General features: G+C 30.3%; 14 protein-coding genes. 2 read left to right on the top strand and 12 right to left on the bottom strand.

Annotated features, from left to right (window positions below):
• From RSD37_RS11230 to RSD37_RS11220, 3 genes are all read right to left on the bottom strand, one after another.
• Positions 1-787 (bottom strand): FAD-dependent oxidoreductase (locus tag RSD37_RS11230; protein ID WP_346946831.1); only part of this gene is annotated, 787 nt, incomplete at its 3' end.
• On the bottom strand, positions 784-1,779 hold the full coding sequence (locus RSD37_RS11225) for a sulfide/dihydroorotate dehydrogenase-like FAD/NAD-binding protein (RefSeq protein WP_346946830.1): 996 nt from the start codon (positions 1,777-1,779) through the stop codon (positions 784-786). The genes RSD37_RS11230 and RSD37_RS11225, both read right to left, overlap by 4 nt.
• A gap of 221 nt (positions 1,780-2,000) precedes the next feature.
• A complete protein-coding gene (locus RSD37_RS11220) occupies positions 2,001-3,113 on the bottom strand; it encodes a D-alanyl-D-alanine carboxypeptidase family protein (RefSeq protein ID WP_346946829.1) in 1,113 nt (370 codons plus the stop codon).
• Between the two features lie 260 nt (positions 3,114-3,373).
• Between RSD37_RS11220 and RSD37_RS11215 the strand changes: the two genes are divergently transcribed.
• On the top strand, positions 3,374-3,955 hold the full coding sequence (locus tag RSD37_RS11215) for a DUF2953 domain-containing protein (RefSeq protein ID WP_346946828.1): 582 nt from the start codon (positions 3,374-3,376) through the stop codon (positions 3,953-3,955).
• Position 3,956: 1 nt separating this feature from the next.
• Entirely contained in the window at positions 3,957-4,379 is a 423-nt protein-coding gene (gene ytfJ / locus RSD37_RS11210; RefSeq protein ID WP_346946827.1) for a GerW family sporulation protein, read from the top strand.
• Positions 4,380-4,481: 102 nt separating this feature from the next.
• On the opposite strand, the gene scpB is transcribed toward ytfJ, so the two are convergent.
• From scpB to RSD37_RS11165, 9 genes are all read right to left on the bottom strand, one after another.
• On the bottom strand, positions 4,482-5,057 hold the full coding sequence (scpB, locus tag RSD37_RS11205) for an SMC-Scp complex subunit ScpB (protein WP_346946835.1): 576 nt from the start codon (positions 5,055-5,057) through the stop codon (positions 4,482-4,484).
• Positions 5,058-5,169: 112 nt separating this feature from the next.
• Positions 5,170-5,916 (bottom strand): segregation/condensation protein A, encoded by a 747-nt coding sequence (locus RSD37_RS11200; RefSeq protein ID WP_346946826.1) that lies wholly within the window; start codon positions 5,914-5,916, stop codon positions 5,170-5,172.
• A 360-nt stretch (positions 5,917-6,276) separates the two neighbouring features.
• Positions 6,277-7,476, bottom strand: coding sequence for a D-alanyl-D-alanine carboxypeptidase family protein (locus tag RSD37_RS11195; protein WP_346946825.1), 1,200 nt, complete (start codon positions 7,474-7,476; stop codon positions 6,277-6,279).
• 179 nt (positions 7,477-7,655) lie between these two features.
• On the bottom strand, positions 7,656-8,960 hold the full coding sequence (locus RSD37_RS11190; RefSeq protein ID WP_346946824.1) for a pyrimidine-nucleoside phosphorylase: 1,305 nt from the start codon (positions 8,958-8,960) through the stop codon (positions 7,656-7,658).
• Positions 8,961-9,003: 43 nt separating this feature from the next.
• Positions 9,004-9,819 (bottom strand): purine-nucleoside phosphorylase, encoded by an 816-nt coding sequence (locus RSD37_RS11185; protein ID WP_346946823.1) that lies wholly within the window; start codon positions 9,817-9,819, stop codon positions 9,004-9,006.
• A 207-nt stretch (positions 9,820-10,026) separates the two neighbouring features.
• Positions 10,027-11,199: a phosphopentomutase gene (locus RSD37_RS11180; protein ID WP_346946822.1), complete on the bottom strand. Its 1,173-nt coding sequence runs from the start codon at positions 11,197-11,199 to the stop codon at positions 10,027-10,029.
• A gap of 459 nt (positions 11,200-11,658) precedes the next feature.
• Entirely contained in the window at positions 11,659-12,288 is a 630-nt protein-coding gene (gene spoIIM / locus RSD37_RS11175; RefSeq protein ID WP_346946821.1) for a stage II sporulation protein M, read from the bottom strand.
• A 200-nt stretch (positions 12,289-12,488) separates the two neighbouring features.
• Positions 12,489-13,007, bottom strand: coding sequence for an NUDIX hydrolase (locus RSD37_RS11170; RefSeq protein ID WP_346946820.1), 519 nt, complete (start codon positions 13,005-13,007; stop codon positions 12,489-12,491).
• 391 nt (positions 13,008-13,398) lie between these two features.
• Positions 13,399-13,665: a hypothetical protein gene (locus RSD37_RS11165; protein ID WP_346946819.1), complete on the bottom strand. Its 267-nt coding sequence runs from the start codon at positions 13,663-13,665 to the stop codon at positions 13,399-13,401.
• Positions 13,666-13,868: the final 203 nt, after the last annotated feature.

Below are 13,868 nucleotides of genomic sequence, written 5' to 3'. Positions count from 1 at the left end.
TTGCATGACCTGTATCTAAAAGTACAATATTTTCAGCAAATTCTTTAAGGGCATATTGTTGACAAACCTTTTGTTTTAGCTTATCAGTATTAATGTCCTCAACTGGAACCTTTAAAACTGCAACTCCAGTTTCATTTAATTGGTTTACTAAATCCATAGACAATGTGTCTTTCTCAAGCTTACAAGAGCCACTAAAAGCTCCGAAAACATCTTCTTGCCTTTCGCCCTTTATATCTTCAATTCCTGCTCTATAACTCACACTTACTCTTGGACCAAAAGCTGGACATCTCAATATGCACATAGAACATCCATTACCATATCTTAGACAATTCCCCATAGGCCCTGTTGATCCTGTAGTTTCTATAAATGTATCACCTTCAATGTATTCTCCACTGCTAAGATAAATCCCCTTTATCTTCATTCCTTCCATGTCCACATCCACAACACGGCTTACTATCCTAATTTTAATACCCATATTTGCTATATATCTTCTCACTGCTGGCTCAATTCTATTCACGTTATAAAGCCAAGCATGCTTATGCCCTGGAAAGTCTATATTTTTGTGGAGAGTATTAGCATCAGTTATGTTAATTAAATCTCCAGCACCCAATGCAATTAGTTCTTCTGACGCTGTATATCTTCCGTTGTTTCTCATAATTCCGCCTACATTTCCAAGTCCTAGTAATAAATCAGTTTTTTCTATAATTTCTACTTCTGCTCCGGCTTTTCTGGCTGATATTGCTGCTGCACATCCAGACCAACCCCCACCTATTACAACTATCTTCAATACAATCTTCTCCCTTCAAATATATATTTGGGACTGGTTTGCATCTTACAAAGTCTTCTTAGCTTCTCATCATTATTTATGATGGTACAACATCCACAAACTCCCTCTCCACAGCACATTTTTTCATTATTTGAGCATGAAAAATCTATATTTTTATCATAGGCTTCTACTATCTTCATTATCTGATGGCTAAGTACATCTGCGCTATCACAATGTACAAGGGCAATATCCTTTCTAGTTAAAACTCCCTCTAAAATCTTTCTGCATTTTCCATCTAAAATCCCACCCATGAGCAACATATTAGTCTTTATGACCTCCGAAGAATATTTTTTAAGAGCCTCTTCAATAAATATCGTCTTTAAGGTTCCTTCATCAAGAATCACAGTTATCTCATTCTCGTTATTATACAATTTTTCCAATACTGGTATCATAGGTGCTTGCCCTATGCCTCTACATATAAGAATACAATGCTTTCTCTTTATTTTAAGCAGTGAATCAATACCTAAAATTCCATTCCAGAAAGGTCCTTTTACAAGAAGATATTCGCCTTCATTAACACTTTGCAAAACCTTAGTTTTAAGACCCTTAATTTCAATTGCCAAGGTAATGATATTTTCCCCAGTATCACTATCCATAACACATATAGGAGTATCAAAGGTCTGCTCGCTATCTTCCTTTCTGATAAATATAAATGCTCCTGGTCCCACTAAATCACTAGCTAATTTATTTGTAACCTTTATTTTTAGCATTAAGAGTTTTTCATTTATAACTTCTTTATAAACCACTTGAAATCTCTGGTGTTTTCTTCCTTCCTTAGCCTTAAAATTATTTTGTACAAATTCTTGGTAGATACAAACCCCATTCCAATTCACACAATCACAAAAGTCTTTACCATCTAAGTGAGAACACAAAATACAATTACCCGATTCAGCCAAATGACAAGGACAGTATTCACTACCACAATCTATACAGTTATATGGTTCGTAGCCCATTACTTTGCCTCCAAAATCACTATATTATCAGAGTATTTCATAAAAAGTTATTTGTTACTATTTATAAAAAAACTTTTTAGTATATATCTAAATAAATATAAAATATAAATACAATTAACAAAATACTCTTAACATGAAAATAGAAATAGAAAAGCCCAAAGCAATAACATGCTTTGAGCTTTTCATGATTTTTTATATAAGTTTTTACATTATTAAATACTCTACTTCTTATTAATCATATATTTAATTTGATCCCATAATCCTACTCTTTCAATATCATCACTTGGATGTAGTGCCACTGCATACTTAGATTTCAACTCATTGGTTATGATTATCATTCCTATATCGTCAGTGGTCCTAATTGGAGTTGATATTTCATATTTAGGAAGTACAACTTCCTTAATAATGTTTTCTTCCTTTCTAACTGGAAATATTAAATCTTCAGAAGCAACTAATGGTAATGTTTCTTCTTTTCCTCTAACTTTTATATCTCCTACAATTTCTCCTGCTTGAATAAGTTTTTCATACTCATAATTTTCTCTAACATATTGGTAAATTCTTTGACTTTCCTTCCATCTTGGTACGCAATTTAAAGTTACTACAATTATTTCATTTTTGTCTATTTTAAAGGAACTTACAAGACATTTTCCCGCCTGTCCTGTATATCCTGTTTTAACTCCTGTACAATTTGGTTCCTGATATAATAGCTTATTTATATTATTAAATTCTCTTGAGAATTTAATTCCTTCTTCATCAGATATAAGCTTTGTAGACACAATCTTATTAAACTCATCAATTTCCTTTGCTTTTTTTGTTGCAATAGCTAAATCGTAGGCTGAAGAATAGTGAGAATTACTATCTAATCCATGAGGAGATTCAAAATGGCTATCTACAAGACCTATGGATACTGCAAATTCATTCATGACCTTACAAAATTTTTCTACAGATCCACTAGTTGCTTCTGCAATGGCAATAGCACAATCATTACCTGACTTTAACATAAGTCCATATAAAAGTTCTCTTATTGTAACCTTATCTCCTGCTTTATATCCAACCTTTGATCCTCTTATGGATGCTGCATTTTTAGATATCTCAACTACACTATCCAAATCTCCATACTCCAAAACAACCAATGCTGTTATTATTTTAGTTGTACTTGCCATCGGTATAACCTTATGGGCATTTTGATCAAAAAGAATTGTCCCTGTAACGGAGTCAATGGCTATAGCAGAAACTGCGTCTACTCTAATTTGAGCTGCATAAGCCTCTTCTATTGGCATGGCAGATATCATAAACAAAAATACTAATAAAAAACACCATAACCTTTTTTTCATCTTTCACACTCCCAGCATAATTTCCTATATTCGACTTATCTTAATTTAAACCATTTATAGTTTAAGCATAAATATTATTCCCCTTAAATATAAGTATTATTTTTAATACAAGAGTTTTAATTATCTTATATATGGTTATCACAACATTTATTCACAAAAATATTTATGAAATAATAAAAATTCTCTTTAAAATAATGAATATATAAACTTTAGTTGGTTAAAATTTCAAAGAGAATGCTATGGAGGTTTAAAGTTTAATAATGAAATATTTTTTATGGATTATATCCATAGTTACATTGATTTTATTATTTCCTATTCCTATAAAAATAACCCTTATCTATTCTAAAGAAATTTTTACCTTAAAAATATACAACAAAACTATAATTCCATCTAAGCGGAAAAAAGCTAGGAAAAAGAGAAAAGAAAAGCCTAAAAAATATACCGAAACTTTTGGTAGAGAAGAAATTTCAAAATTTAAATTAAGAGATATTAAGGATATTTTTGAGTTTATTATTAATTCAAAACTAAAAGCTTCTATACGCACTAAAATTAACGTAGAATATTCCATTGAAGATGCTGCTGTAAATGCAGTAGTTTATGGACTTCTTCATCAATTTACAGGTTATATTGCAGTTATTTTAAATCTATTCTTCAAGGTAAATGATTTCGATTCTTCCATAAATACAAGATATAATGAAAACTTTTTTAAGTTTAAAAGCTCTAGTATAATTTTTATAAATATAGCAACAATTATATATATAATTACAGTAATTTTTTACGGTTATAAAAAAGGAAGAAAACATTCTTTCTATAAAAATGTTAATTTAAAGGAGGAATTTTAAAATGGATAGTCATCCAATAGAAAATTTAATGAAATCAACTATGGAAAATATCAAAGACATGATAGATGTAGACACAGTCATCGGTAATCCTATTACATCCCCAGACGGTACAACAATTATTCCAATTTCCAAAGTTTCCTTTGGCTTTGCATCTGGTGGTAGTGAGTTTAAGAATACCTCAGTGGATTCTTCTAATAGACATCCCTTTGCCGGTGGATCCGGTGCTGGAATATCTCTAAAACCAGTAGGTTTCCTAGTTTGTAACGGAAATAATATAAGGTTCCTTTCAGTAAATGAAAGTAATCCTTATGATAGACTACTAGATGTAGTGCCACAAGCAATTGACATGATTTCTGAATTTTTACATAAAAATGATGATGATTACTATTCAGAAGTTTATAACCCATGCGATCCTTGCGATTAATCCTATCAAACTAAAATAGAAAGGTTAAAATAATTAAAATTTATTTTAACCTTTCTTCTTTTAGAAAATAATATGTAATTAATTCTATTTGCACTTTTCATTCTAATCTTGTTTAACTGTAGATTCTTCATTATCAACCTCAACTTCATCTTCAATGAAGTTGTCTAAGTATGGAAGTTCTCCTAATGATGTAAAATCAAAGTGTTTTAAGAACTCATCTGTGGTAGCATAAAGGTTTGGTCGTCCTATTACATTCTTCTTCCCACATTCCCTTATTAATCCTTTTTCCACAAGTGTATAAATAGCTCTATCACTTTTAACTCCCCTTATGTCCTCTATCTCAATCCTAGTTATAGGCTGCTTATAGGCAATGATTGATAAGGTTTCAAGAGATGCTCTTGACAATGACTGCCTTACATTAGTTTTTAAAAGCATTTGTACGTAATCACTATTTATAGGCTTTGTTCCAAATTGATAAGCCTTATTTATACATATTAATTTAATTCCTCGAGATTGATCCTTTTCATATACTCTTTCCAGAACCTTTAATAAATCTGTAGCAAAATCTACAGAACATTCTAAGATGTTAGCTATTGTATCAATCCCAAGTGGGTCCCCACTTACATATAAAAGAGACTCTATAATTGAAAAATATCTTTCATATTTATCTTCCCCCATAAGATAATTAAGTTGATAATCAAGTTCATTAATTATCTCTTCAACCTTGCTCTTTGGTTGAATATCTATGTTACTATTAATTTCTTTTTCATTATCTCTTGTAGACACATCTTTACTCATCCGTACTCACTCCTTCTAAATATATATCACTAAAGTTTCCATGCTGAACTACCTTAACATCCTTTAGCTTTATCAGCTCTAGAAGGGCTAGGAATGTTACAATAACCTCGGTTTTACTTTTATTATTCTGAATAATACTTGCAAAGGTAGTATTCTTTTTATTATGTAATATCTGCTTTAAATGATCCATCTTATCTTCTATTTTAAATACTTCAATTTGTATTCTTTCTGCCATATTAAAGTTATCATTCATTTTATTCTTATATATTTCCATGAGTTCAATATACATATTATAAAGATCCATCATGGTTATGTTTTTTAATAAATCTTTTGCATCCTCTTTTTTTTCTCTAGTATCCTCAATTATTTCAGGCCTTTTGGTAAAGGTAACTCCTGTATTCAATTGCCTTGTCCCTAAAAACTCTGCTGCATTTTTAAACTTTTTATATTGAACTAGCTTGTTTATAAGCTCCTGTGCATCATCTACTTCTTCAGTTTCTGGCTCCTTATTCTTAGGAAGTAATACTTTAGACTTTAACTCAATTAAGGTAGCTGCCGTAACAATAAACTCTGAAGCAATATCAAGATCCAATTCCTTCATCTCATTTAAATACCCTATGTACTGACTTGTTATTTCTAAAATGCTTATGTTATATATGTCCATTTGGTTTTTCTTAATTAAATGTAGTAAAAGATCAAAGGGTCCTTCAAAATTTGAAGTTTTAATTGTCAACGCCATTTTCTCACCTTCCTTTCTTGTAAAAGTCATCATTGTAAATTATACTATAAAATTAATTAAAAGTACACGAAGAGACACAGTCTACATTTCCAATTATGACAATTATTATTATAGATTAAATTTATACTCATATTAAGATTCCTATTGTTATATGTTTCTATAAATAAATTAAAATAAGATTTCTTACTTAAATTCTTTCCTTTTCAAATTTTATTAATTTCAAGTACATAACTAAGAAAGTCATCCTAAAACTTAGAATGACTTTCTTAGTTAAACATCAGTTATATATTACATGGGGATGTATATTATGACTGACTTAGTTTAGATATTTGATGCTGGTTTTCAAATTAAGAACTTTATTTAAATTGAGTGATCAAAGATATTTGACAACATATCCTTCATATTCTTTAAAAATTGAGATTGTTTCACTTCTCTATCACTACAAAGTTCTACTTTACCTAGTAATTCTTCTCCATTGTAAACTTCACAATATCCAACCACATCACCTTGATTTATTTTCTTCAAATCAGGGTTTATGGTTATTTTTTTGCTTATCTGTTCTTCTGCACCTTTTTCTATAGTTACTTTTAAATCATCTTTTGCTTTTGCTATATAGAAGGAGTCACCTCTTTTATTTAGTGGTACTTGTTCTACATCTTCATCCTTAGTAACTATAGTCTTACTTTGATATTTAGAAAATCCAAAATCCATGAGCTTACTTGCATCTGCATTTCTTTGTTTATATGAAGGTGCACCCATAATTACTGTAAGCATTCTAACATTGTCTCTAGTAGCTGTTGCTGATATACAATACATAGCTTCTTGAGTAAACCCTGTTTTTAAACCATCACAGCCTTTGTAAAACCTTACCAATTTATTATGATTAACAAGTTCTATTGGACTCATTCTACCTTCCGAGATTGTTTCCATGTATATAGAAGAGTATTTTAATATTGTTGGATGTTTTAAAAGTTCTCTAGACATTATAGATATATCTTTTGCTGTACTTAGATGACCTGGTGCACTAAGACCTGTAGAATTCTCAAAATGAGTATTTACCATACCAAGTTCCTTAGCTTTTTCATTCATTTTTACAACGAAAGCTTCTTCACTTCCCTCTAAAAATTCTGCCATAGCAACTGCTGCATCATTTCCTGAAGCAATAGCAATACCCTTCAGAATTTCTTCTACAGTTCTTACTTCTCCAGTATCAAGTATCATACTACTTCCACCCATGGATTTAACTTTTTCACTACAAACTATTTTATCCTGAAGTGTTATTTTTCCACTATCTAGTTGTTCCATTGCAAGTAACATTGTCATTATTTTTGTTACAGATGCTGGTGCAAATTGCTCTTCTGAGTTCTTTTCATAAATAACTTTTCCTGAATTTGGTTCTAAAAGTATTACTGATTTAGCTTGAGGTTCAAAACCTACCACATTATTAGCAGGCCCAGTTTTTATATCTTTATCATCTGCAAAAGCACTTGGTAACATTATAGCCTGTAATGAAAGTATTAGGGATAATAATAAAGTTGAAATAATTTTATTCTTTTTCATGACTAACCTCCAAAATAATTATTATGAGGTTATTTTTACCTCAATCTAAAAAATTATCCTTAAAATTTAGAAATTTTCCATCTAGTACAAATTGGTAAAATAAAAAGGTTGAAGAAAACTCCAACCTTTTATCTATTCTTAATTAATTACTTATTATATCTATTTAAGTATAAATAACCTTAGCTAATTACCTCATGAATTAATGGTATATTATTCTCATAGCCTTCAACGATTTTATAGTTACTTAGGATACCCGCTTTAGCTTTTTCTATAAGTTCTTCTTTATTGCTGTGTATATAAGCAATTACATCACCTTGTACTACTCTATCTCCACGTTTCTTGTTTAGAACTATTCCCACTGCTAGATCTATAACACTTTCCTTTGTAGCTCTTCCTGCTCCAAGCTCCATAGCTACTATTCCTAGATTTTCTGCATGTATTTTTTTAACTACTCCAGCTTCTTCTGAAAGCACAGGTACTACATATTTAGATTTAGGGAATAAATCTGTATTATCTATGCATTCTATATCTCCACCTTGAGCTTTTACAAACTCTTTAAGCTTGTTAATGGCTGCTCCTGAAGTTATAGTTTCTTTTAGCATATTCTCTGCTTCTTCCACAGTTTTTGCTTTCCCAGCTAACATTACCATACGACTTCCAAGAGCCAATGATAGATTTAATAAATCCTCTGGTCCCTTACCCTTAAGTGTATTTATAGCTTCTTCTACCTCTAATACATTACCAATGGCAAGTCCTAGTGGTTGATCCATATCAGATATTACCGCTATAGTATTACGTCCAACATGCTTACCAATAGAAACCATCTCTGCCGCCAGTTCTTTAGCTGCCTCTGTGGTTTTCATGAAGGCCCCATCCCCTACTTTAACATCTAAAACAATTGCATCTGCTCCCGAGGCTATTTTCTTACTCATAATACTAGAAGCAATTAATGACACATTGTCTACAGTTGCTGTTACATCTCTTAGAGCGTACAGCTTTTTGTCCGCCGGTGCTAAATCTCCGGTTTGGCCACCGACTGCTATTTTAATAGTATTAACGTTATCAATAAATTTTTCTGTAGGCATTTCCACTGAAAAGCCCTTAAAAGATTCAAGCTTATCAATAGTTCCTCCAGTGTGTCCAAGTCCTCTTCCTGACATTTTAGCCACTGGAATTCCAAGAGATGCAACCATTGGTGTAAGAACTAGTGTTGTAGTATCTCCTACCCCACCAGTACTATGCTTATCAACTTTAACTCCCTCTATTGCACTTAAATCTAACATATCACCAGAGTTTACCATAGCCATAGTTAATTCTGATGTCTCTCTTTTATTCATTTTTTTAAAGTATATAGCCATTAAAAGTGCTGATACTTGATAATCTGGAATATTACCTTTTGTGTAATTTTCTATGAAATAGTTTATCTCTTCTGTTGAAAGTTCTCCACCGTTTCTCTTTTTTAAAATCAGATCATACATTCTCATAATACTACCCCACTCTATAATTTTCTATATTTACCTAAAATCATTATAAGCTTTTAACTATACCCTTAACTAAAGATACAAATTTAGATTTTACCATAGTTGAAGTTTCTATAACCTCTTCATGATTTAATGGTTGGTCTAAAATCCCTGCTGCCATATTTGTTATACATGAAATTCCAATTATTCTAAGTCCACAGTGATTTGCTGCAATAACTTCTGGCACTGTAGACATTCCTACTGCATCAGCTCCTAGTATTCTTGCAAGTCTAACTTCTGCTGGTGTTTCGTAAGTTGGACCAGTAAACATCATGTAAACTCCCTCTTTTAATTCTATATCAAGAGATGTTCCAACTTTCTTAGCAAGTTTCGCATATTCTCTATCATAAGCTGTAGACATATCTGGGAATCTTGGTCCTATTTCTTCTTCATTTTTACCTATTAAAGGATTTGCACCTGTAAAGTTTATGTGGTCTGTGATTATCATTAAATCGCCTGGTACAAAGCTAGTATTAACTCCACCACAAGCATTTGTTACCATTAAAGATGTAATACCTAGATACTTCATGATGTGGATTGGAAGTGCTAATACACCCATATCATGACCTTCATAGTAGTGGAATCTACCTTGCATCATAATAACTTTTTTACCTTCTAAAGTTCCACATACAAATTGTCCAGCATGACCATGTACTGTAGAAACTGGAAGATTAGGTACCTCTGAATATTTAATTACTACTCTGTCCTCTACTTTATCTGCCATATCTCCTAAACCTGATCCAAGTATTATTCCTATTTCTGGTTTGAAATCTAACTTTCCTTTTATGTATTCTACGCTTTCATTTATAACTTTCATGTCCATTGCAAATTCTCCTTTATTGTTTAATTTTATATTTTATTATATTACTAAAACATTACAATACTCTGGTTTTTCTCAATTCACTCTTGAGTCTGATTAACTAATCAGACTATTAAATCTAAATGCAAATTACAATGTAAGAACTATAAAATAATCTTACATTGTAATTTCCTAATTATTTTAACACCAAGACAAAAGTTTATTTTATGTTTATATAAGTAAATGTTTAAAACTCTCTCCCACTAGCTCGTTATCAATATTTAGTAATTCTAAAACAGTTTTACCTATATCACAAAATCCATTCCTTGTGCCAATATTTACATTTTCCTTAATGTTTTTCCCATATACAAGTAATGGAATATATTCTCTTGAATGATCTGTACCTTCAGTGGTTGGGTCACAACCATGGTCTGCAGTAATTATTAGTATATCATTTTCTCTTAAAGCAGATTTAAGTTCTGGTATTCTATCATCAAATTCCTCTAAAGATTTAGCATATCCAACTACATCGTTTCTATGACCAAATTTCATATCAAAATCCACAAGATTAGTAAATACAAAACCATTAGAATGAGATTTCATCATTTTCAAGGTTTTATCTACTCCATCCATATTATTATTTATAGATACAGATTCTGTAACGCCTTTGCCTGTAAATATATCTTTAATCTTACCTACAGCCATTACTGGAAATCCTGCTTCACTTATATATTCAAGGATTGTTTTATTAAATGGCTCAAGAGCATAGTCATGTCTATTTGAAGTTCTTTCAAATTCACCTTTTCTCATTCCTTTAAAAGGTCTTGCAATTACTCTTCCCACCATGTTATCACCTACAAGCATCTCTCTTGCAATGGTGCACATTTTATATAACTCATCTAGTGGAATAATGTCCTCATTGGCTGCAATTTGAAATACGCTATCTGCTGATGTATATATTATCGGGTATCCTGTTTTAACATGTTCTTCACCTAGTTCTTCAATTATAGATGTTCCTGATGCTACCACATTACCTATAGTTTTTCTACCTATTTTTTCTTCAAATTCATCCATAATATGTTTTGGAAATCCATCTGGATAAGTATTAAGAGGCTTTTCTAAGATAACTCCAGCCATTTCCCAATGACCTGTTATAGTGTCCTTTCCCTTTGAAAGTTCACTGCATCTACCATATACTCCCTCTGGATTTTCGCACTTTATAAGGTTTACAGCTCCATCAATTGCTCCTATTCCTAATGCTTCTAAGTTTGGAATAGAAAATCCCTTAACATTCTTTGCTATGTTTCCTAATGTATTACTTCCTTCATCTCCATAAAGTTTTGCGTCTGGAAGTTCTCCAATACCAACACTATCTAATACAACTAAAACTACTTTTCTATCCATGATATACTTCCTTTCTTTTTCGACACCAACATCTATATATTATATATATTACCACATTTATATGAATTTTATATAACTAAATATTTTTTTATGATTATAAATTGAAGTTTATTATAAATCTAAGACTTTAGTTTATCAGAATTTCATCACAGACACAATATAAAATATAAAATTCATAAAAAGTTTTAACCTTCAGATAAACTTATAATGCCCATCTGAAGGTTAAATATATATTTATCTAACTATTGAAGTAAATGTATACACATATTTATATAAAATTTGAAGTGGCTTGCTTAGTTGTCTACCTACTAAAATACTATTCTGATGAATTTGTTGTTGGTCATAAATTTGATTTAGTACCTGCTCTAATGCATGAGGAATTACAATACCCATAATAAACAGTATAAGAAAGCACTCTATATACAGAATTATAAACTTCTTAATGTCATCTCTCATAACTTAGGTACCTAAACCCTTTAATGCAAATTTTACAAGCTCCTGTGTTAAAAACGCCTCAAATAAAAATCCAATGAACATTACTCCTGTAGTAACTACAAATATTATGGTATACATCCTCACACTACTATTAGTTCTAGATACAAAACGTTTGCTAAACTTTTCCTTTACACTCCCAATAGAAAACTGAAGTGCTAATACTGACAAGAATATTAAGCATGGTATATATATAATATTTTGTGGTAGTACTCCCAAAATTGCAAGTAATAATCCTCTTTCCTTTAATCCATATATAAAAAAACTGAAAGTAAATCCTAAAGAAAAACCTTTATAAATATTAAGTAATATAATCACAGGAGCTCCCACTATTGTTAATCCCAAAAACCAAAATCCAATTATAAACGGTAAATTATTTTTCAATGTTCCAATTAACACTTCTTTATTTGATGCCGAAGATGAACTTAAAGCAGTTATATAGTTAATTAAGGTATTTTTGTCCACATCCCCCATATACTTAACACAGTACAAGCCAACAATCATCCCTGTAGCCATAAAGAGTATTGTAATCAAATATAACCAAATATTCTCATAAAAGTGTTTATTAAAACCATCTAATAAGCTTCTAAATGTCATACATATTCCCCCTTAGTTTGTTTACGAATTTATTAATGTTTATGACTAATGTAATCGTAATATTCCAAAAAAATATAGATGTTAATATTGTTTTAAATACAATTTTACATCTATACATTTGTTATTAATCAATAAAATTCATTTTCATATTCATTCTAAGGAGTAATTTTACTTAAATAAATTAAAATTTACAGTATTTCTTAAATATACGATAATGCTGCAATAGTTTTTCCGTCTACAATTTCTCCATTTTTAATCATTTCTTTAATTTCATTAATTTTATAGGTCTTAATATTGATAAATTCATCCTCATCCATATTAAATTCACCCTTGTATAGATTAGTAGCTTTATAAAAATATATATATTCATTACTAAATCCAGGTGTTGTTACAATCTTTCCCAAATACTCAAAAGTTTCTGCTTTATACCCTGTTTCTTCTTCTAACTCTCTAATTCCACAAATTCTAGAGTCTTCTCCTCTTTCTAGCTTACCTGCCGGTATTTCTAAAAGTATTCTATCAACAGGCTTTCTATACTGTTCTACAAGAATTAAGGTTTCCTCGTCTAAGTATGCAACTATTGCCACTCCACCGGGATGTTCTACTATTTCTCTACTACTAAATCTTCCATTTGGAAGCTCTACCTTCTGAACCTTTAAATTTATCATTGTACCCTTAAATTTATATTCTTCACTGATAGTTTTCTCTAATAATTCCATATCGCTCTCTATAAAATAAATTTCTCTCTATTTCTTAAAAGTAATTCTTCATTTTATAGGACTACCCTCCCTTTAACTTCTTTTTCTTAATTTTATCATAAATAATGAAAAACACCATATATACTAGTTATTCATATAATGAATATAAGAGTTTATATTTTATCATTATCTATATATCCTATATTGTGAATTTATAATTATATTATTAAATCTATCTGTATTTTCAGTTATGACATTTATACTTATATAATTTGAAAAATAAAAAAGATAATAAATAAACTTAGTTACTTATCACCTTGAAAAATCACTTTATATTATATATGTATAATTTTCCACATATATTATTTTTATTTATCTGCTATTCCTGTTTCACCTATTTTTCGCCTTCGTATTATGATCCTAGTTCTATAGCAATCTCTTGAAATGAAGTTCTGTTTATATGGTACACTTTACTATTCACTAATTTTATTATATGTGCAAACACATCATTTATTAACTCTATTCTATCTTCCTCTTCAGAAATTTCACTTAATATCTTGCTACTTCTAACATATTCAATATATTTATCAGAAATATTATGGTATTCACTTATATCTGTAACGAAAGCATTGGCTAATTTCTCTAGAATAGTGTCATAGTTCATTTTATAAAAATTCATAGCATTATCTCTCCTTTTAATATCTCGTGTAGCATAAGCTAAACGAATTCATCTTTCTTTTGTTAATTATATTGTAAATATAATTGTACAGCATGTCTATGTAGGTTTATTGCCTATAATTACAATTTTAGCCTGTGTTAGATTATTTTTGTTTCGAACACAAAAATAGACACCTCCAAAATGTTTTATAAATTGGATGATGT

This window comes from Clostridium sp. (genome assembly GCF_036646415.1).
Taxonomy (GTDB): Bacteria; Bacillota; Clostridia; order Clostridiales; family Clostridiaceae; genus Clostridium_J.
This window is presented reverse-complemented; position numbering and strand designations above follow the sequence as displayed.